Genomic DNA, 20,298 nt, shown 5'->3' with positions numbered 1-20,298 from the left:
CTCCGCACAAGATAATCCGCGCGCTAGCATCGGTTAGGGCGGCGCGCAATGTTGCGCCGCTGCAACGGCTCTTCCCGGCGCAGCATCGATAAAGGCCGCTTGCATCCCCCGGCGGACCCGCCTACAGGCCCCGCTCCGGGATCGATGGCCATGTGCCGACGGTCCCTCGGTCGGGGCGTAGCGCAGCCTGGTAGCGCATCACACTGGGGGTGTGGGGGTCGCAGGTTCGAATCCTGTCGCCCCGACCATTTCATTCGCTCGGGACGGGCGAGCCGGATCGATCCCGCGGGATCTCCAACCAATAACATTACAGATTGCGTAAGCGCCGTCGCGGCGCAGATCTATCGGCTGCGCAGGTGTTGCAGCTCGGCCTGCAGATCGGCGCGGGTCAGTTCGAGATGCTGGATCATGAGCTGCTCGACCGTGTCGCCGTCGCCGTCGAGCCAGGCGGCGAGCAAATCGCGATGTTCGCGGTCGGCACGCGCGAACCGGCCGGCAGGCTCCAGATGCGCGATGACGTAACGTTCGGCGAGCATCGCCAGCCGCTCGATCAACTGGGTCGTCAGCATGCGGTCGCCGGGCCGCACCAGCGCGACGTGGAAGCGGCGATGGCGCACCGCAATTTCGGTGGGCGCGGCGCCGCGTGCCTCTTCGAGCGCGGCAAGTGAGGTCGTCGCATAGCTGCGGTCGTCGCCATCCGCCTCCGCCGCACCGATCGCCGCGGCACGCGGCTCGATCGCCAGGCGCAACGCATAGATCTCGTCCGCCTGTTCCGCCGATAGCGCACGGACCGAATAGCCGCGGTTCGCCTGGCTGTGGATCAGCCCTTCGTGTTCGAGCCGGACGAGCGCCTCGCGCAGCGGGATCTTGCTGACCCCCAATTCCGCGGCGAGCGCATCCTGCCGGATCGGCGCTTCGGCGCGGATCGATCCATCGACGATCCGTTCGCGGACGATTTCGAAGACCTGATCGGAAAGGGTCCGTACGACGATGCTCATCGGCTTGTTTCCCAGCGCGACGATCGCGACGCGTATACGGTCCTCTTCCAGAATCCGGCCGCAAGATCAATATATTGCAAATCGGATCACACCGCAGGCGGCGTTGCCCCCCAGCCCAGGCCGAGCGCTTTTTGCAAGGCGATGAAGTCGCCGGTCAGCCCCGCCGTGCCCGCCGACAGATTCTGTTCGGCAGCGACCCGCTGCCGCTCGGCGTCGAGCGTGTCGATCAACGTCGCGGTGCCGGCGCGGAAGCGTTGCTGCATCAGATCGGCGGCACGATCGGCACTCGCCTTGCTGCGCAACAGGCTGGCGACCGTCTCGCGGCGGTGGCCGAAGCGGGAGAGGGCATCCTCCGCATCCTTCAGCGCGCCGAGCACGGTGCCGCGATATTGCGCCTCGGCCTCGTCGCGCTGGCCCTCGGCCTGATTGATCCGCGCGCGGTTGCGACCGAAGTCGAGGAAGTTCCATTGCAGCATCGGCGCGGCGAGGCCGACCAGCTTGTCCGGGCTGATGTCGGAGAGCTTGGTCCCGCCGAGGCCGATCAGCCCGAGGATGTTGAGCCGCGGGAAGCGCGCCGCGTCGGCAACGCCGACCTGCGCGGTGCGCTGCGCCAACTGGCGCTCGGCCGCGCGGATGTCCGGACGGCGCTTGAGTAAGGCGGCGGGGTCGCCGACCGCGACCGCGGCGGGGGGCAACGGCACTGCGCCGATCGGGCTCAGTCGCGCATCGAGGGCGCCTGGCTCCTGTCCGGTCAAAACCGCCAGCGCGTTGAGGTAGCTTTCGAGCTCGGCCTGAAGCGGCACGATCTGGCCGTTGGTCGACTCGACCTGGCCACGCAGCCGCTCGACATCGAGATCGGAGGCGGCGCCTTGCCCGAACCGCTGCTGGGTAAGCTTGAGCATCTGCTGCTGCATCCGCGCCGCGTCGCGCGCCAGGGCGATGCGGCGCTGGACGTCACGCAGATTGACATAGGCCTGAGCGACGTCGGCGGTGAGGCTGACCTGCGCATCGGCGACGTTCGCCTCCGCCGCCTCGGCCTGCGCGCGGGCGGCCTCGACCGAGCGGCGGCGGCCACCGAACAGATCGACCTCCCAGCTCGCGTCGAAGCCGAGGTTGTAGACGTCGACCGCGCTGGCGCCGGTGTCGCTGCCGCTCGTGCCGCCGAAGTCGAAACCGGGAATGCGCGCATGCAGATAGACTGCCGAGGCATTCGCGCTCGGTGCCTGATTGGCGCGTTCCAGCCGCAGCGAGGCGCGCGCCTGCCGCAGCCGTGCGGTCGCCACCGCGATGTTCGGGTTGGCGGCGAGCGCCTGCGTCTCGAGCTGGCTGAGCAGCGGATCGTTGAGTTGCGTCCACCAGGCGGCGACGCCCGGCGCCGCCGGCGAGGCGAGCGGGCCGCCGCGCTTGAAACCGGCGGGGGCGGCGGTGTCGGCGAGCGTCCTGGGCGGACCGGCGTAATTCGGGCCGACCGTACAGGCGCCGAGCGCCAATGCCGGGATCAGCAGAAGGGAAGGGGAGCGGAGAGTTTGCATCATCGCCTCAATGCATCGCCACGGGGCCGCCCTGCGGCAGCGGGCGGAGGAACAGGACGAGCGGCACGACGCAGCAGATGCCGACCGACAGGAGCCAGAACAGGTCGTTATAGGTCATCACCAGCGCCTCGCGCTGGATCGTACCGCCGAGCGACTGTATCGCGGTGGCGGCGCCGCCGAGCGACCGGCCGGTGGCGGCGAGATAATCCTGCAGCGCGACCGAATTGGCGTTGAGCACTTCGTCGATCCGCCGGCTGTGCAGATAGCTGCGCTGGTCCTGCAACGTCGCGATGCCGGCGAGTGCGAACGAGCCGCCGATATTGCGCGCCGCGCTGAACAGGCCGGCGGCATCGCCGGCCTCCTCTGGCCGCACCGAAGCGATCGCCGCCTGGTTGAGGAAGACGAAGCCGAGGATCGTGCCGACGCCGCGCAGCAACTGTGAATCGGTGAAGGCGCTGCCGACCGATTGCGCGGTCAGCGTCGTGTCGAGGTGGCAGCTCAGCGCCATCAGCAGCAGCCCGGAGGCGACCGCGACGCGGATGTCGAGATGGCGGATCATCAGCGGCACCAGCGGCATCATCAACAGGCTGGGGATGCCGCTGAGCAGCACCACCTTACCCGATTGCAGCGCGTTATAGTCGGCGATCGCCGCCAGGAACTGCGGGATGACATAGCTACTGCCGTACAGCACCATGCCGAGTACCAGCCCCATGATCGCGACACTGCCGAACTGGCGGTCGATCAGCAGGCGCAGCTTGACCACCGGCTTTTCGGCAATGAACTGCCCGGCGAACAGCATCGCGAGCCCGAACACGGTGAGCACGGTCAGCTTGATGATCAGCGCCGACTGGAACCATTGCTCGCGCTGTCCCTCTTCGAGAACGACGGTGAGGCCGCCGAGACCCAGTGCGAGGCCGGCGATGCCGAGCCAGTCCGCCTTGAGCAATTCGCGCAGATGCGGCTTCTGGTGCGGCAGGCCGACGAGGAGCAGCACCAGCAGCACCGCGCCGACGGGTACGTTGAGGAAAAAGGCATAATGCCAGCTGACGTTCTCGGTGAGATAGCCGCCGATCAGCGGCCCGAGCACCGGCCCGAGGATCGCGGTGACGCCGAACAACGCGGTGCCGATCGGCTGTTGCGAGCGCGGCAGTCGCGTCGCGATGATCGTCATCGCGGTCGGGATCAGCGCCCCGCCGGTGATGCCCTGGCCGGCGCGGCCGATGATCATCATCGTCAGCGTCGTCGACAGGCCGCAGACCACCGAAAAGGCGGTGAACAGGATCGATGCGATCAGCAGGAAGGTCCGCAGGCCGAGCACGCGCTCGAGCCAGGCGGAGAGCGGAATGATGATGATCTCGGCAACAAGATAGGAGGTGGCGATCCACGTGCCTTCGGTGCCGCTCGCGCCGATCTCGCCCTGGATCACCGGCAGCGCCGAATTGACGATCGAGATATCAAGCGTCGCCATCAGCGCGCCGAGACTGCCCGCCGCCACCGCCAGCCAGGCGGCAAGATCGGCGCGTTCGGGCGTGGCGGCCCGTGCCCGATTGCCCTGAGCCGCAGGAGCGGCGGCCGCGCTCATTGGCCGCGCCGCTCGTTATGCTGGTCCTGCTCGTCGCGGATGCGCTGCACGCTGCCCTTGGCGGAGCGGGTATCGACGGTGACGTCAACCGACATGCCGGGAACCAGCAGCTTGCGCGTTTCGGGCCCGGCATCGAGCGCGATGCGAACGGGAACGCGCTGAACGATCTTGGTGAAATTGCCGGTCGCATTCTGGGGCGGCAGCAGCGAGAATTGCGCACCGGTGCCCGGCGAGACGCTCTCGACGCGGCCGTGGATTTCGACACCGGGCAGCGCGTCCACGTCCAGCGTGACCGGCTGGCCGACGCGCATCAGGCCGAGCTGCGTTTCTTTGAAATTCGCCTCGACGTAGATCTGCTGCACCGGAACGATCGACATCAGCCGGGTACCGGCCTGGGCGAACTGGCCGATGCGCACCGTCTTGTCGCCGACGCGGCCATCGATACTGGCCCGCAGGATCGTCGCGCCGACATTGACCTTGGCGGCGGCGAGCTGCGCGCGGCTGGCCTCGCCCTGCGCGTTCGCCTGCTGGACCTGCGCCTGCAACGTGCCGACGCGGCGCGTCGCGCTGGTCAGCGCGGCCTGCGCCGAGGCGACCTGCGCATCCGCCTGACGCGCCTGGTTCAGCAGCTGCGACAGCTTTTCACGCGTTTCGGCACCGGAGGCGGCGAGCGGCTGGTAGCGGACGACCTCGGCATGCGCGAAGGCGGCATCGCTGCGCGCCGCGACGAGGTCCGAGCGCGCCTTGTCGATCGCCGCCTGTTGTTCGCGGATCTGCGCGCGCACGCCCTCGGCATTGGCGCGGGCGACATCGATCTGCGCCTCCACCTGCGCCGCCTGCGCGTTATAGTCGCGCGCGTCGATCTGGAGGAGCGGCGTGCCGGCCTTCACCTGCTGGTTGTCGGCGACGAACACCTTGTCGACATAGCCCGACACCTTGGGCGAGATCGTCACCGCATCCGCCTGGATATAGGCGTCGTCGGTGCCCTGCATGAACTTGCCGACGCTTTGATAGCGCACGTACCACAAGACGCCGCCGATCACCGCGACGGCGATCACGATCAGGAGGATGATCCGCACTCGCGGGTTCTTGAGCGGCGAAGGCTTGCTTCGCGCCTGGTCCGAGTCGCCCTGCGATTCGGCGCTATCATCCCGATTTTGCTCGTTTTCGGCCATCAGCTTCATCTTCTTGCTTGGATCGGCGTCGTGATGCTCGCACTTGCAGCATTGTGCAAGACCATTTAATGAGGGTCCTCACATATGTCTGATTGCGAACCCCTTGCCGCCGAGCTGTTCCGGCTTTTCTTCCGGATGCAGCGTCTGATGAACCGGCGGATGGCGGAGCAGGGTGCGTCGCTGGCGCGGACCAAATTGCTGCTGTTCCTATACAAGCGGGGGCCGTCGCGCGCGGCGGACATCGCCGACTTCTTCGATTACGCGCCGCGGACGGTGACCGAGGCGATCGACGGGCTCGAACGCGACGGGCTGGTGATGCGCACGCCCGACGAGCGGGACCGGCGCGTCAAACAGGTGTCGATCACCGACGAGGGGCGGCGGGTGATCGGCGAAACCGAACCGCTGCGCCACGAGTTGATCAATGGCGTATTCGGCGCGCTTACCGTCGAGGAGCGGCTCGCGCTTGCCGGCATGGTCGACACCCTTTCGACGGCGCTCGACACGGAAGAGGCGCGTCCACGGCGATGACGCCTATTGCATCCGGATCGGCCTATGTTAGCTTCTGCACGTCGCCGGAAGAGCGACGATGAGGAGAGGTGCTATGGACCGGTATCAGCCGACCTTGTGCCAATGTGGCTTCGGCATTCTGTGCTGCGCGAGCGGTGCGGCGCTTTCGATCTGCGCGGTGACGTTCGCCCTGTTGGGCTGAGCCGCCCGGCGGTCGCGCTGAACGTCAGCAGCAGCGACCGCCGTTGCGCCCGCCATAGCGGGCTTCCTGCCGGTTGCGAAAGAAGGCCGCCTCGCTCATCACCGGCGCATCGGGGTGCGCCGCCGCCATATGCGCCACATAGGTGCGATAGGACGGCACCCCGACCATCAGCCGGCCGGTCTCGGCGATAGCGCGCAGGATCGTCCCGACGTTCATTCCGCTGCCACTGCCAGCGCGGGGATCTCGCTGACGCTCGGCGCGTCGAGAGGGCGCGCGATCAGGCAGGTGCGGATGCCATAGCCGATGATCGACACCACCACCGCGAGGAACAGCGCGCAGAGCGCCGCGTCGATCCGGTCGTTCATCACGATCCGGCCCATCTCGCCGAGCGACTTGGCGGGCGCCAGCGTCTCGCCGCGCGCCGCCGCGTCGGCGAAACGGCGGGCGTGGGCGAGGAAGCCGACCTTCGGATCGGCGGAGAAGAGCTTGAGCAGGCTGGCGGTCACCGTGCACAGCACCAGCCACGCCGCCGGCAGGATCGTCACCCAGGCATAACGCTCGCGCTTCATCCGGAACAGCACGATGGTGGCGAGCACCAGCGCCACCGCGGCGAGCATCTGGTTCGAGATGCCGAACAGCGGCCACAAGGTGTTCACCCCGCCGAGCGGATCGGTGACGCCCTGGTAGAGGAAGAAGCCCCAGGCCGCGACGCATAGCGCCGTGCCGATCAGTCCCGGGACAAAGGACGTCGAGTTGCGGAAGCGCGGCACCGCGAGGCCGATCAGGTCCTGCAGCATGAAACGGCCGGCGCGGGTGCCGGCGTCGACGGCGGTGAGGATGAACAACGCCTCGAACAAAATCGCGAAATGATACCAGAAAGCCATCATCGCGCGGCCGCCGACCAGATGACTGAAGATCTGCGCCATCCCGACCGCCAGCGTCGGCGCGCCGCCGGCGCGGCTGATGATCGTCGTCTCGCCGACGTCGCGGGCGGTGGCGGCGATCGTCTCGGGCGTGATCGCGAACCCCATCGCCGATACCGCCGCGGCGGCGCTGGCCGGGTCGGTGCCGACGACCGCGGCGGGGCTGTTCATCGCGAAATAGACGCCGGGATCGATGATCGACGCCCCGACCAGCGCCATGATCGCGACGAAGCTCTCCATCAGCATCGCACCGTAACCGATGAAGCGCGCATCGCCTTCGCTGGCGATCAGCTTGGGGGTGGTGCCACTGGCGATCAGCGCATGGAAGCCCGACACCGCACCGCAGGCGATGGTGATGAACAGGAAGGGGAAGAGCGAACCCGACCAGACCGGGCCGCTGCCGTCGACGAACCGGGTCAGCGCCGGCATGCGCATCGGCGGCGCGACGACGACGATGCCGATCGCCAGCGCGGCGATAGCGCCGATCTTGAGGAAGGTCGACAGATAGTCGCGCGGCGCGAGCAGCAGCCACACGGGGAGCAGCGCGGCGACCGCGCCATAGCCGATCAGGATCCAGCAGAGCTGCACCGGCGTATAGGTGAACCACGGCGCCAGACTGGTCGAGGCGGCGACGTTCTGGCCGTAGACGATCGCGAGGATCAGCCCGACGAGGCCGAGCAACGAGACTTCGCCGATCCGGCCGGGCCGGATCCAGCGGGTATAGACCCCCATCAGGATCGCGAGCGGGATCGTCGCTGCGACGGTGAACATCCCCCAGGGGCTGTCGGCGAGCGCCCGCACGACGATCAGCGCGAGCACCGCCAGAATGATGATCATGATCATGAACGCGCCAAACAGCGCGATCGTCCCCGGCACCGCCCCCATCTCCATGCGGATCAGCTCGCCGAGCGATCGGCCGTCGCGTCGCATCGACAAGAACAGCACCATGAAGTCCTGCACCGCGCCGGCCAGCACGACGCCGGCGAGGATCCACAACATGCCCGGCAGATACCCCATCTGCGCCGCGAGCACCGGACCGACCAGCGGCCCCGCACCGGCGATCGCGGCGAAATGGTGGCCGAACAGCACGCGACGGTCGGTCGGGACGAAGTCGAGCCCGTCGGGGTGGCGCTGCGCCGGGGTGGGGCGCGCCGGATCGATGCCGACCACGACCTTGGCAAGATAGAGCGAATAGAAGCGATAGGCGATCAGATAGACCGACACCGCCGCAACGACGATCCACACCGCATTGACGGTCTCGCCACGGGCGGTCGCCACCACCGCGAGGGCGCCGGCGCCGATCAGCGCGACGACGATCCAGCCGATCCTGCTCGCGAAGGTCATCGATCCGTCTCCCTTTGGCGGCGTGCCTAAAGGGGGCGGGAGGAGAGGGCAACCCGCTCCCCTTACGGTCGAGGACGATCAGACGATGCGGTTCGCGACCAGATCGTCGACCACCGCCGGATCGGCCAGCGTCGAGGTGTCACCCAGTGCGGTCACGTCGCCCTCGGCGATCTTGCGCAGGATGCGGCGCATGATCTTGCCCGAGCGCGTCTTGGGTAGGGCCGGCGCGAATTGCAGCTTGTCGGGGCTGGCGATCGGGCCGATCTCCTGCCGCACCCAGGCCACCAATGCGTTGCGCAACGCCTCGTCGCCCTCCCGCCCGGCGTTAAGCGTCACATAGGCGTAAATGCCCTGACCCTTCACCTCGTGCGGCATGCCGACCACCGCCGCCTCGGCGACCGCCTCGTGCAGCACCAGCGCGCTCTCGACCTCGGCGGTCCCCATGCGATGGCCCGAGACATTGATGACGTCGTCGACCCGGCCGGTGATCCAATAATAGCCGTCGCCGTCGCGGCGGCAGCCGTCGCCGGTGAAATACTTGCCCTCATAGGTGGTGAAATAGGTCTGGAAGAAGCGATCCTGATCGCCCCAGACACCGCGCATCTGGCCGGGCCAGCTCTGCGTGATGCACAGATTGCCCTGCGCCGGGCCGGTCAGCACCGTTCCCTTGTCGTCGACGAGCTGCGGCACGACGCCGGGCAGCGGTTTCGAGGCGGACCCCGGCTTCATCGGCACCGCGCCGGGCAGGGGGGCGATCATGATCCCGCCGGTCTCGGTCTGCCACCAAGCGTCGACGATCGGCGCGCGGCCTTCGCCGACGACGTCGTGATACCAGCGCCACGCCTCCGGATTGATCGGTTCGCCGACCGAGCCGAGCAGCTTGAGCGACGAGCGATCGGTCTTGCGGACGAAATCGTCGCCCTCCTTCATCAGCGCGCGTAGCGCGGTGGGCGCGGTGAACAGCGTATGGACCTTATGGCGGTCGACCACCTGCCAGATGCGGCTGGCGTCGGGCCAGGTCGGCAGCCCCTCGTACATCAGCGTCGTGCCGCCGTTGGAGAGCGGGCCGTAGAGCAGGTAGGTGTGGCCGGTAACCCAGCCGATATCGGCGGCGCACCAGAAAACCTGCCCCGGCTTGTAATCGAAGGCGATCTTGAAGGTGAAATCCGCCCACAGCAGATAGCCGGCGGAGGTGTGGAGAACGCCCTTCGGCTTGCCGGTCGAACCGCTGGTATAGAGGATGAACAGCGGGTCTTCCGCCGCCATCGTCTCCGCCGGGCAGTCGCTGCCGACGCCGGCGGCGGCCTCGTGATACCAGACATCGCGCGCGCCCATCGTAACGTCGGCACCGGTCGCCTTGACGACGATGACCGTCTCCAGCGTCGGCGCACGCGTAGCGGCCTCGTCGACGCAGGCCTTGAGCTTGATCCTTTTGCCACCGCGACGGCCTTCGTCGGCGGTGATGACGATCTTCGACCCGCAATCCTCGATCCGGCCGGCGAGCGCATCGGCGGAGAATCCGCCGAACACGACCGAATGGATCGCGCCGATCCGCGCACAGGCGAGCGCGGCATAGGCCGCCTCGGGGATCATCGGCATGTAGAGCGTGACGCGGTCGCCCTTGCCGACGCCATGCGCCTTGAGCACGTTGGCGAAACGGCCAACCTCGTCATGGAGCTGGCGATAGGTGATGCGCCTCGGCTCTTCCGACGGCTCGTCGGGTTCCCAGATGATCGCGACGGTATCGCCGTGCTTGGCGAGATGACGGTCGATGCAATTCGCTGCGACGTTGAGTTCGCCATCCGCGAACCATTTGATGTGGAAGTCGGCCTTGGCGAACGACCAGTCGCCGCCGATCGTCGGCGCCGTGATCCAGTCGAGCCGCTTGGTCGCCTGATCGAGCCAGAAGCTGCCCGGGCTGCTCGCCGCGGCTTCGTAGAGGTCTTCGTATTTCTTGGGGTCGAGGCTGGCGTTGGTCCAGTCGCCGGTGATCGGGTAGATTTCAGGATCGGTCACGCAACGCATCCCCGCCATGATGATGAAGCGGGCGCCGTCGGGCGCCCGCGAGGGTGGATAATGGAGCGGCCGGCAGGATGCCAGCCGTTACCGGCCGAGGAAGGTCAGCAGATCGTTGGTCAGGCGATCGCCGTGCGTGGCGAAGAGGCCGTGCGGCGCGCCGTCATATTCGACGAGCTGGCTGTTCGCGATGCCGAGCGAGGCGGGACGGCCGGCCGCGTCGATCGGTACCGTCTGGTCGGAGGTGCCATGGATGATCAGCGTCGGGACGTTGAACGACGCGAGGTCGGGACGGAAGTCGGTATGGCCGAACGCCTCTGCGCAGGCGAGCGTCGGCTTGAGCCCCGCCTGCAACGCGGTGGTCGTCGCCCAGTCGAGCACGTCGTCGCTGACCGGATGGCTGATCACGCCGACGCCGAAGAATTGCTTGAAGAAGGTGTCGCGGAAGAAATGCGCGCGGTCCTTCTGGATGTTCTCGCCGATCTCGGCGAGCTTGTCCTCGGGCGTGCCGTGCGGATTGTCCTCGGTCTTCAACATGTACGGCACGACCGAGGCGACCAGCGCCGCGGCGATCACGCCTTTGCCGCCGTGGCGGCTCATGTAGCGCGCGACCTCGCCGCCGCCCATCGAGAAGCCGACGAGCGTGGCGTCGGTATCGGCGCCGGTCGCCGCCATCACATCGGCCAGATCGTCGGCGAGCGTGTCATAGTCATAGCCGCTCCACGGCTGGCCCGACCGGCCGAAACCGCGGCGGTCGTAGGCGATCGCCCGGAAACCGGCGTCGGCGAGCGCCATCATCTGCGGGTCCCAGCTGTCGGACGACAAGGGCCAGCCGTGCAGCAGGATGACCGGGCGGCCCGATCCCCAATCCTTGACGTAGATGTCGGTGCCGTCGCGCGTTTTGACGTAGGGCATGAAATCGTCCTCTCGTAGTGTCAGCGCGGTCAACGTGGCGCGCCGCGGGCCGTTCCTCGCCCGGGCTGGCGTTCGCGACGGCCGGATGCCAGCATCGCGGCGAAACACGAATCAGGGGATCAGGTTATGCGTATCTTCGTGGCGGCCTCGCTGCTCGCGCTCGCCGTAGCAGGCTGTTCGGGCGGCGCGCCCTCCGCGACCAACGAGAGCGCGGCGGCGCAACCGGCGCACAGCAACGGCTTCGCGCAATTCCGCGACGGCTTCGTCGAGGGCTGGTTCAAGCTCGATCCGGCCAATGCGGTCTATCAGGGCCGCCACGATTTCGACGGCCAGTTGCCCGACTGGAGCGGCGCCGGGCTGCAACGCCAGTCCGCCTTCCTCCACCACGCCATCGACCGCGCCCGCGCGTTCGGCGATGCCGATCTCAGCCCCGACGAGCGGTTCGAACGCGACTATCTGATCCGCGTCGCCGAGGGGAAATTGTTCTGGCTCGAGGATGCCGACCAGCCGCATGCCAACCCGGCCTATTACGTCGGCGGCGGGCTCGACCCCAACGTCTATATCGCCCGACCCTATGCCGACGCGCCGACGCGGCTGAAGGCGCTGATCGCCTTCTTCGGGCGGGTGCCGGCGGCGGCGCAGGCGATCCGCGCCAATCTCAAGACGCCGATGCCGCGGTCGTTCATCGATTACGGCGTCGCCGGGTTCAACGGCTTCGCGGATTATTACGTCGGCGACGCGCGCAAGGCCTTTGCAGACGTCCGCGACCCGGCCTTGCAGGCGCAACTCAAGACCTCCTCGGAGGCGGCGAGCAAGGCGGTGCGCGAACTCGGCGGCTGGCTCGCGGCGCAGCGTGGCACCGCGACGGACGATTTCGCGCTCGGCGCCGATCGCTTCCAGCGGATGGTACGCGCCACCGAGGGCGTCGACGCGTCGCTCGCGACGCTGGAGGCGGCGGGCCGCGCCGACCTCAAGCGCAACCAGGATGCGCTCGCCGCCGCCTGCAAGCAATTCGCGCCGGGCCAGACGATCCCCGCCTGCATCGACAAGATGAACGCCAACAAGTCGGCGGACGGCCCGGTAGCGGAGGCGCGGCGACAGATTCCGACGCTGCGCGCCTTCGTCGTCGCCAAGGACCTCGTCACCATTCCCGGCACCGAGGAAGCGAAGGTCGAGGAAAGCCCGCCCTACAACCGCCAGAACTCGGCCTATATCGACCCCGCCGGCCCGTATGAGAAGAACGTGCCGTCGGTCTATTATATCTCGCCGCCCGATCCGTCGTGGGACAAGAAGACGCAGGACGCCTTCGTGCCGGGCAAGAAGGATCTGCTGTTCACTTCGGTGCACGAGGTCATGCCGGGGCATTTCCTCCAGTTCCTCCACGCCAACCGGTCCAAGTCGATGTTCGGCCGGGTGTTCGTCGGCTATGCCTTCGCCGAGGGCTGGGCGCATTATGCCGAGGAGATGATGTGGGAAGCGGGCCTCGATAACGGCGATCCCGAGACGCATATCGGCCAGATCAGCAACGCGCTGCTGCGCGATTGCCGCTTCCTGTCGGCGATCGGCATGCACGCGCGCGGCATGACGCAGGAGCAGAGCCTCAAGATGTTCCGCGAACAATGCTATCAGGACGAGGGCAATTCGCGCCAGCAGGCGGCGCGCGGTACCTATGATCCGGCCTATCTCAATTACACGCTCGGCAAGCTGATGATCCGCAAGCTGCGCGACGACTGGACCGCCACCCGCGGCGGTCGCAAGGCGTGGAAGGCGTTCCACGACCAGTTCCTCAGCTACGGCGGCCCGGCGATTCCGCTGGTGCGGCAGCGGATGATGGGCGAGGAGACGGCGCGGGCGGTGTTCTGACCGGCTGACGTGGCCTTCGTCCTTCCGTTCGCCCTGAGCCTGTCGAAGGGCAGGTGAGTCTCATCGTGCTTCGACAGGCTCAGCACGAACGGTTGCGGACATAGTCGCCGGTCGGCTGGAAGGGGAAGACTCACCGCGAAACCTGCGTGCCCGGCTGCTCGTCTTCCGCCTCGTCGCTCGACGGATTGCGGATCGACGGGCGCAGCCGGGCGAGGCTGCACAGGCCCGCCACCAGAGCGAGGCCCGCGGCGACCAGCGGCGGCGCCATCCCCGCGCCGACGTTCATCGCGAGCAGCGCCGCGACCAGCGTCGCGCCCGTCGTCTGCCCGACCAGCCGCACCGTGCCGACGAGGCCGCCCGCCGCCGCGGCGCGCTCGCGCGGGGCGGAGCCGATGATGAGCCGCGCATTGGGCGGCAGGAACAGGCCGAACCCCGAGCCGCACAACGCCATCCGCCACGCGATGTCGAAATAGGCGGCATCGGCAGGCAACGTCGCGATCAGCAGCAGCGCGACGATCGACACCGCCATGCCGATCCCGCCGAGCAGCCCCGCCGGCACCCGGTCGGACAGCCAGCCGGCGAGCGGCGCGACGATCATGTTGGTGAGCGGCCAAGGCGCGATCGCCGCGCCGACCTCAGCCGCGCTGAAGCCATAACCGTGCTGCAACCGGAACGGTGTCGACAGCAGCAGCGTCATCGAGGCGGTGAATGCCGTATAGGCACCGATCGCCGACAGTGCGATCACCGGCCGCGCGAGCAGGTCGATCGGCAGGATCGGTTTTTCCTCGCCGCGCTCGCGCCGGACGAAGATCCAGCCGATGCCCGCTCCGACCGCGACGATCGCCGCCGACACCACCGGGCTGTCGCCGTGTACCGCGCTTTCCGCCCCCGAGATAACGAGGCCGATCATGCTCGCGCACATCACCGCGCCGAGCACGTCGAACTTTTCGTCGCGCGGCTCGGGCGCGGGCAGCGCGCGGCCGAGCGCAAGGCTGAGCAACGCGAACGGCACCGCGCTGGCGAACACCCAGGGCCACGGCGCGATGCCGAGCACCAGTCCGCCGATCGTCGGCGCCAGCGCCGCCGAGCTCGACACCACCACCGAATTGATTCCGAGCCCACGCCCCAATTGCTTCGCGGGATAGATCGAGCGGATCAGCGCCGACGAGACGCTGAGCGCCGCCGCCGCGCCGAGCGCCTGCGCGGCGCGGACGACGAGCAGGAACGGCAGGCTCTTGGCGAAGAAGCAGAGCAGCGTCGCGACGGTGAAGACGAGCTGGCCGAACTGATAGGTGCGCTTGAGCCCGAATTTGTCGCCGAGCCCGGCGAAGGGCAGGATCATCATCGCCAGGATGAGCTGATAGACGGTGACCACCGCCACTACCGCGCTGTTGCCGACGTGCAGGTCGCGCGCGATCGTCGGCAGCGCCACCGTGGCGATGCCGCCGTCGATGATGACCAGCGCGGTCCCCGCGGAGATCGCGCCGATCGCGACATAACGGCGGGGCAGGGGCAAGCCATCGGTCATCGGATAGGGTCCAGGCATACGGGCGGATTGCGCGCCAACGCATTGCCCGGCAAGACCGGTCCATCACAGGGAGAAACCGCGCCGATGATCCTCCGCACGCTGCTGATCGCCTCGACGATCCTTGCCGCCGCGCCCGCGCTCGCGCAGAGCAGGCCGATGACGACCACCCCGACCACCGAAACCGACCCCTATATCTGGCTCGAGGACAAGGACGGCGCCAAGCCGCTCGCCTGGGTCGAGGCGGAGAACGCCAAGACGCTGCCGCGGCTGCAGAACGATCCGCGCTACCGGACCTTCTATGCCGAGGCGCTGGCGATCGCCTCGGCCAAGGATCGTATCCCGATGCCGAGCCAGCTCTTTGGCCGCATCTACAATTTCTGGCGCGACGCCGATCATCCGCAGGGCATCTGGCGCTGGACGACCGAGGCGAGCTACGCCCAGCCGCAGCCGCAATGGACGACGGTGCTCGACCTCGACTCGCTGTCGAAGGCGGAGGGCAAGAAATGGGTGTGGAAGGGCGCGTCCTGCCTGCATCCTGAGGAACGCCTCTGCCTCATCGCGCTGTCCGAGGGCGGCGAGGACGCGATCAGCTATCGCGAGTTCGATCTCGCCACCGGCCAGTTCGTCGCCGGCGGCTTCGCGCTGCCCAAGTCGAAGCAGGGCGCGAGCTGGCTCGACAAGGACACGCTGCTGGTCAGCCGCGACTGGGGGCAGGGGACGATGACCGCGTCGAGCTATCCCTTCGTCGTCAAGCTGGTGAAGCGCGGCCAGTCGCTCGACGCGGCGCAGGAGATTTTCCGCGGTCAGCCGACCGACCAGCTCGGTACCTATGCCGGCGTGATCACCGATGGCCAGGGCAACCGGCTGGTCGCGATCGAACGGCGCATCACCTTCTTCGGCGGCGAGACGCACGTCTGGACGCCGGAGGGGGCCAAGAAGCTCGACATTCCGGCGCGGACCAGTCCGGTCGGCATGGTCGCGGGGCAGGTGCTGTTCCAGACCAGCGATCCGTGGGGTGCGGTGACCGCCGGATCGGTCGCGTCGGCGCCGCTCGCCGAGGTGCAGGCCAATGCGATCCGGCCCGTCGTGCTGTTCGCGCCGACGCCGCGCCAGTCGGTCGACGAGGTAGTGACGACGAAAGACCATGTTGTCCTGATCTACAACGACAACGTCCGGGGCCGCGCATCGGTCTACACGCCGGGCAAGACCGGCTGGACGTCGAAACCGATCGCCCTGCCCGACAATGTCTCGCTCGGCGTCGCCAGCGCCGACGACAAGAGCAATCACGGCTATCTCACCGTCACCGGCTTCCTGACGCCGACGACGCTGCTGCCGCTCGACGCCGCTACGGCGAGCGCCGCGAGGCCGGTCAAGACGCTGCCCGCGAAGTTCGACGCGAGCAACCTCGTCGTCGAGCAGCATGAGGCGACCTCGACCGACGGCACCAAGGTGCCGTATTTCATCGTTCACAAGAAGGGCATCGCGCTCGACGGCACGACGCCGACGATCATGACGGCTTACGGCGGGTTCGAGCTGCCGATGCTGCCGGGCTATTCGGCGATCACCGGCAAATTGTGGCTCGAGCGCGGCGGCAGCTACGTCCTCGCCAATATCCGCGGCGGCGGCGAATTCGGCCCCAAATGGCACGACGCCGGCCGCAAGACCAAGCGGCAGGTGATCTACGACGATTTCGCCAGCGTCGCGAAGGACCTGTTCGCGCGCAAGCTGACCAGTGCGCAGACGCTCGGCATCTACGGCGGCTCGAACGGTGGCCTGCTGATGGGCGTCGAGTTCAACCAGCATCCCGATCTGTGGAGGGCGGTGACCATCCAGGTGCCGCTGCTCGACATGCTGCGCTACGAACAGATCGCCGCGGGCGCGTCATGGGTCGACGAATATGGTTCGGTCTCAGTGCCGGAGGAGAAGGCGTTCCTCGCGGCGATCTCGCCCTATCAGAATATCAAAAAGGGCGTGGCCTATCCCGAGCCCTATATCTGGACGACGACCAAGGACGACCGCGTCGGCCCGCAGCACGCGCGCAAGTTCGCCGCGCGGCTGAAGGAATACGGCCTGCCGTATCTGTTCTACGAGGATACCGCCGGCGGCCATTCGGGCGATGCCGACATCGAACAGGGTGCGCGGTTGCAGGCGTTGCAGATGACCTATTTCGCGCAGAAGCTGCTCGGCCCGGCGAAATGACCTGTGCGTGTCCCCGATCTTTAATCGGGGACGCAGCAGTTGGCGGAGGGAGTGGGATTCGAACCCACGGTAGGCTTCCACCTACGGCGGTTTTCAAGACCGCTGCCTTAAACCACTCGGCCATCCCTCCGTGGTGACCCCGGATAGTCGCACCGCGGCTGCCCGTGCAACCCCTGCGACGATAAGAGGTTCACGCCACCCGCCCGCTGTGGCACCACGGCCGGCATGTGGGGGCAACGACTGCGACGCGCGCTGACGACCGGCGTAATGGCAACGACCTTGGCGCTCGGCGGCGCCGCGCCCGTCGCGGCGCAGGACGAAGCCGGGTTCCAGACCTATCTGCAGGAGCTTCGCCGGCAGGCGCTGGCCGAGGGCGTGACGGAGCGGACGGTCGATGCCGTCTTCCCGACGTTGACGCTCAGCGACCGCACGATCCAGCTCGATCGCGCCCAGCCGGGCAATCCCGGCAGCACCGCGACGCCGCCGTTCGCGCCGTATAAGGCGAGCCATGTCGACGCCGCGCGGATCGGCCGCGGCCGTACCACTTATCAGGCGCAGCGGGCGCGACTGGCGCGCGTCGAGCGCGAGACGGGCGTCCCCGAATCGATCATGGTCGCGATCTGGGGCCATGAGACCAATTATGGTGCCTATACCGGCAATTTCGATCTGCTGCGCAGCCTCGCCAGCCTCGCCTATGAGGGGCGGCGGCGCAGCCTGTTCGCGGGCGAGTTCATCGCCGGGCTCAAGATCCTCGACCGCGGCATTCCGCGCGAGCAGTTGAAGGGCAGCTGGGCGGGCGCGACGGGCAATCCGCAGTTCCTGCCCTCCGTCTATCTCCGCCTCGCACGCGACGGCGATGGCGATGGGCGGGCCGATATCTGGACCAGCCCGGCGGATACGCTGGCCTCAATCGGCAATTATTTTGCCAATGCTGGCTGGCGTCCCGGTCAGCCATGGGGCCTTGCGGTCAGCGTTCCGGCGGGGCTCGACCGTAGCGGCCTGACCAGCCGGCTCGTGTCGCCGCGCTGCCCGCGCGTGTTCGAGCGGCACAGCCGCTGGCGGACGATGGCGGAGTGGCGCGCGCTGGGCGTGGTGCCGCAGGGCAGGGCATGGCCCGCCGACAGCGTGCAGGCGACGCTGATCGAGCCCGACGGTCCCGGCGCGACCGCCTATCTGCTCACCGGCAATTATCGGGTGATCCTCGATTACAATTGCTCGAACTTCTACGCGCTATCGGTCGGCCTGCTCGCCGATGCGGTTGAGGGCTGACGCCGCCCGCGCGCGGCGCTATGCCAGCATCATTCCCGCTTAACCTCCCGGAAAGCCCCATCGCCGTCATGAACAAGCTGCTCGCCGCCCCCCTCGCGATCGTCGCCGCCGCCGTCCCGTCGGTCGCCGCCGCGCCCCAGTTTCAGGGGACCGCGCCGATCGCCTATATGGAAGACCTGTCGTCGGGCGCGGTGCTCTATCAGCGCGATGCCGACCGCCGCATGCCGCCGGCGTCGATGGCAAAGATGATGACCGTCTATGTCGCCTTCGACATGATCAAAAAGGGCGAGTTGAAGCTCGGCCAGACGTTTCAGGTCCGGCCCGAGACGTGGCAGCGCTGGCACGGGCCGCAGGCCGGCTCGACGATGTTCCTGTCGACCGGGGAGAACGTCAGCGTCGAGAATCTCCTCAAGGGCATCGTCACGCTGTCGGGCAACGACGCCTGTGTCGTGCTCGCCGAGGGCATTTCGGGGACCGAACAGACCTTCACCGACCGGATGAACGATCAGGCGAAGAAGCTCGGCCTGACCAACAGCCATTTCGGCACGTCGAACGGCTGGCCCGACAATGGCGTGACCTATGTCACCGCCAAGGATCTCGCGCATCTCGCCAGCGCGACGATCAAGGACTTCCCAGATCTCTACAAGCGCTTCTATTCGCTGCGCAGCTTCACCTGGGGCAAGACGCTCGGCGCCGGTGCCGACATCACCCAGGCCAATCGCGATCCGCTGCTCGGCCGCGTCGCCGGCGCCGATGGGCTGAAGACCGGCCATACCGAGGAGGCGGGTTTCGGCTTCACCGGTTCGGCGGAGCAGAACGGCCGGCGGTTGGTGATGGTCGTCGCCGGGCTGACCTCGTCTAACGGCCGCGCCGAGGAATCGGTGCGCTTCATGGAATGGGGCTTCCGCGCCTGGCAGGCCAAGCCGGTCGTCGCTGCGGGCAAGCAGGTGTCGACCGCCGAGGTACAGATGGGCAGCGCGAGCAGCGTCGGCCTCGTCGCGCCGCGGCAGCTCACCGTCACCGTGCCGGCGGGTGCGGTGCCGCAGATGAGCGCCAAGGTCGTCTACGATGGGCCGATCCGCGCCCCGATCAAGGCCGGCCAGCATATCGCCGATCTCGTCGTCAAGGCGCCCGACCTGCCCGAACAGCGGCTGCCGCTGGTCGCCGACAAGGATATCGGCGAGGCCGGCTTCTTCGGTCGCGCCTGGGCGGGACTGACCTCGCTCTTCGGCTGATGCCGCGGCCGTGACCGAATTGTTCGGCAACGCCGACGCGCACACCGCATTCGTCGCGGCGCTGCGCGGCGGCGCCCTGCATCACGCCTGGCTGCTGGTCGGGCCGGAGGGCGTCGGCAAGGCGCGCTTCGCGCAGGCCGCGGCGCTGCGCATGCTTGCCGAGGCGAGCGCGACCGGCGTCTCGGCGCCGGGGCTGGTCGTGCCGGAGGGGCATCCGACGCGCGCGCTGGTCGATGCCGGCTCCCACCCCGATCTGCGCGTGATGCAGCGGCTGCCCAAGGATCCCGAAAAGCCCGATCAGGATCTGGCGCGGAGCATCACGATCGCGCAGGTGCGCAGTCTCCAGCCGCTGTTCGCGACGACGCCGTCGATGGGCGCGCGCCGCGTCGTCATCATCGATGCCGCCGACGATCTCGAGCGCAACGGTGCCAACGCGCTGCTCAAGAACCTCGAAGAGCCGCCGGCGGGGACGATCTTCCTGCTCGTCAGCCATGCGCCGGGCCGACTGCTGCCGACGATCCGCTCGCGCTGCCGCGTGCTGCGCTTCGCCGCGCTCGACGACGACGATATGGCAAAGGCGCTGCGGCAGGCCTTGCCCGAGGCCGATGCGGATGAGATCGCCGCGCTGGTGCGAACCGGGGAGGGCGCGCCCGGCCGTGCTCTGCGTTATGCCGGGCTTGATATCGACGGGCTCGACCGGGCGATCGCAGGCATCGCCGAGGATGGCGATCCGATGAATGCGCGCCGCGCCGCGCTTGCCAGGGCGCTGGCGGGGAAGGGCAATGCCGCGCGCTACGAAGCCTTCCTCGATCGCGTGCCGGCGATGATCGCGCGCGAGGCGCGGAGCCGGTCGGGCGCGCGGCTCAAGACGGCGCTCGATGCGCAGGCGGCGGCGCGTGATCTTGCCGGTGCGGCGCTTGGCCTGTCGCTCGATGCGCAGGCGACGGTATTCGAGATGGCGGCGATCGTCGCGGCGCTGCGCTGACCCGCTTCACCTCGCCCTGAGGATC

Annotated in this window: 15 protein-coding genes and 2 tRNA genes; 7 read left to right on the top strand and 10 right to left on the bottom strand. The window is 68.0% G+C overall.

The genetic code is table 11. From position 1 onward, the window contains the following. Positions 1-171 precede the first annotated feature (171 nt). Positions 172-248, top strand: a tRNA-Pro gene (locus tag FFS23_RS02575). Between the two features lie 93 nt (positions 249-341). Here FFS23_RS02575 and FFS23_RS02570 read toward each other — a convergent pair. From FFS23_RS02570 to FFS23_RS02555, 4 genes are all read right to left on the bottom strand, one after another. Beyond that, entirely contained in the window at positions 342-998 is a 657-nt protein-coding gene (locus FFS23_RS02570) for a GntR family transcriptional regulator (RefSeq protein ID WP_137897329.1), read from the bottom strand. Between the two features lie 86 nt (positions 999-1,084). Further along, positions 1,085-2,533: an efflux transporter outer membrane subunit gene (locus FFS23_RS02565; RefSeq protein WP_502702110.1), complete on the bottom strand. Its 1,449-nt coding sequence runs from the start codon at positions 2,531-2,533 to the stop codon at positions 1,085-1,087. A gap of 4 nt (positions 2,534-2,537) precedes the next feature. After that, positions 2,538-4,112: an MDR family MFS transporter gene (locus FFS23_RS02560; protein ID WP_137897328.1), complete on the bottom strand. Its 1,575-nt coding sequence runs from the start codon at positions 4,110-4,112 to the stop codon at positions 2,538-2,540. After that, the gene (locus tag FFS23_RS02555; RefSeq protein ID WP_249340488.1) at positions 4,109-5,296 is read right to left on the bottom strand and encodes an HlyD family secretion protein; all 1,188 of its coding nucleotides are present in this window, start codon (positions 5,294-5,296) and stop codon (positions 4,109-4,111) included. The genes FFS23_RS02560 and FFS23_RS02555 overlap by 4 nt, the downstream gene beginning before the upstream one ends. A gap of 75 nt (positions 5,297-5,371) precedes the next feature. Here FFS23_RS02555 and FFS23_RS02550 point away from each other — a divergent pair, with 75 nt between their 5' ends. Next, positions 5,372-5,815, top strand: coding sequence for a MarR family winged helix-turn-helix transcriptional regulator (locus tag FFS23_RS02550; RefSeq protein ID WP_137897327.1), 444 nt, complete (start codon positions 5,372-5,374; stop codon positions 5,813-5,815). 205 nt (positions 5,816-6,020) lie between these two features. On the opposite strand, the gene FFS23_RS02545 is transcribed toward FFS23_RS02550, so the two are convergent. The 4 genes from FFS23_RS02545 to FFS23_RS02530 form a co-directional block, all read right to left on the bottom strand. Next, complete coding sequence (locus FFS23_RS02545; protein ID WP_137897326.1) at positions 6,021-6,212, bottom strand: YbdD/YjiX family protein; 192 nt, start codon at positions 6,210-6,212, stop codon at positions 6,021-6,023. Beyond that, positions 6,209-8,263, bottom strand: a complete 2,055-nt coding sequence (locus FFS23_RS02540) for a carbon starvation CstA family protein (RefSeq protein WP_137897325.1) — start codon at positions 8,261-8,263, stop codon at positions 6,209-6,211. The genes FFS23_RS02545 and FFS23_RS02540 overlap by 4 nt, the downstream gene beginning before the upstream one ends. Before the next feature lie 78 nt (positions 8,264-8,341). After that, positions 8,342-10,279 carry an acetate--CoA ligase gene (gene acs, locus FFS23_RS02535; RefSeq protein ID WP_137897324.1) on the bottom strand — a complete coding sequence of 646 codons (1,938 nt, stop codon included), beginning with the start codon at positions 10,277-10,279 and terminating at the stop codon, positions 8,342-8,344. 87 nt (positions 10,280-10,366) lie between these two features. Next, on the bottom strand, positions 10,367-11,194 hold the full coding sequence (locus tag FFS23_RS02530) for an alpha/beta fold hydrolase (RefSeq protein WP_137897323.1): 828 nt from the start codon (positions 11,192-11,194) through the stop codon (positions 10,367-10,369). Between the two features lie 126 nt (positions 11,195-11,320). Between FFS23_RS02530 and FFS23_RS02525 the strand changes: the two genes are divergently transcribed. Continuing rightward, on the top strand, positions 11,321-13,057 hold the full coding sequence (locus FFS23_RS02525) for a DUF885 domain-containing protein (RefSeq protein ID WP_137897322.1): 1,737 nt from the start codon (positions 11,321-11,323) through the stop codon (positions 13,055-13,057). Between the two features lie 130 nt (positions 13,058-13,187). Here the strand turns inward: FFS23_RS02525 and FFS23_RS02520 are convergent, their stop codons facing one another. After that, positions 13,188-14,585 (bottom strand): MFS transporter, encoded by a 1,398-nt coding sequence (locus tag FFS23_RS02520; RefSeq protein WP_137897321.1) that lies wholly within the window; start codon positions 14,583-14,585, stop codon positions 13,188-13,190. Between the two features lie 84 nt (positions 14,586-14,669). Here FFS23_RS02520 and FFS23_RS02515 point away from each other — a divergent pair, with 84 nt between their 5' ends. Then, the gene (locus FFS23_RS02515) at positions 14,670-16,784 is read left to right on the top strand and encodes a prolyl oligopeptidase family serine peptidase (protein WP_137897320.1); all 2,115 of its coding nucleotides are present in this window, start codon (positions 14,670-14,672) and stop codon (positions 16,782-16,784) included. A gap of 40 nt (positions 16,785-16,824) precedes the next feature. On the opposite strand, the gene FFS23_RS02510 is transcribed toward FFS23_RS02515, so the two are convergent. Continuing rightward, positions 16,825-16,914, bottom strand: a tRNA-Ser gene (locus FFS23_RS02510). Between the two features lie 137 nt (positions 16,915-17,051). Between FFS23_RS02510 and FFS23_RS02505 the strand changes: the two genes are divergently transcribed. The 3 genes from FFS23_RS02505 to FFS23_RS02495 all read left to right on the top strand — a co-directional run bounded on the left by FFS23_RS02505 (position 17,052) and on the right by FFS23_RS02495 (position 20,273). Then, a complete protein-coding gene (locus FFS23_RS02505) occupies positions 17,052-18,053 on the top strand; it encodes a lytic murein transglycosylase (protein WP_249340487.1) in 1,002 nt (333 codons plus the stop codon). 68 nt (positions 18,054-18,121) lie between these two features. Further along, positions 18,122-19,288: a D-alanyl-D-alanine carboxypeptidase family protein gene (locus FFS23_RS02500; protein WP_038659370.1), complete on the top strand. Its 1,167-nt coding sequence runs from the start codon at positions 18,122-18,124 to the stop codon at positions 19,286-19,288. Between the two features lie 10 nt (positions 19,289-19,298). Beyond that, on the top strand, positions 19,299-20,273 hold the full coding sequence (locus tag FFS23_RS02495) for a DNA polymerase III subunit delta' (RefSeq protein ID WP_137897318.1): 975 nt from the start codon (positions 19,299-19,301) through the stop codon (positions 20,271-20,273). Positions 20,274-20,298: the final 25 nt, after the last annotated feature.

The organism is Sphingomonas sp. 2SG, from assembly GCF_005503285.1.
GTDB classification, from domain to species: Bacteria; Pseudomonadota; Alphaproteobacteria; order Sphingomonadales; family Sphingomonadaceae; genus Sphingomonas; species Sphingomonas taxi.
The sequence above is the reverse complement of the archived record's forward strand: the minus strand, read 5'-3'. Positions and strand labels throughout refer to the sequence as shown.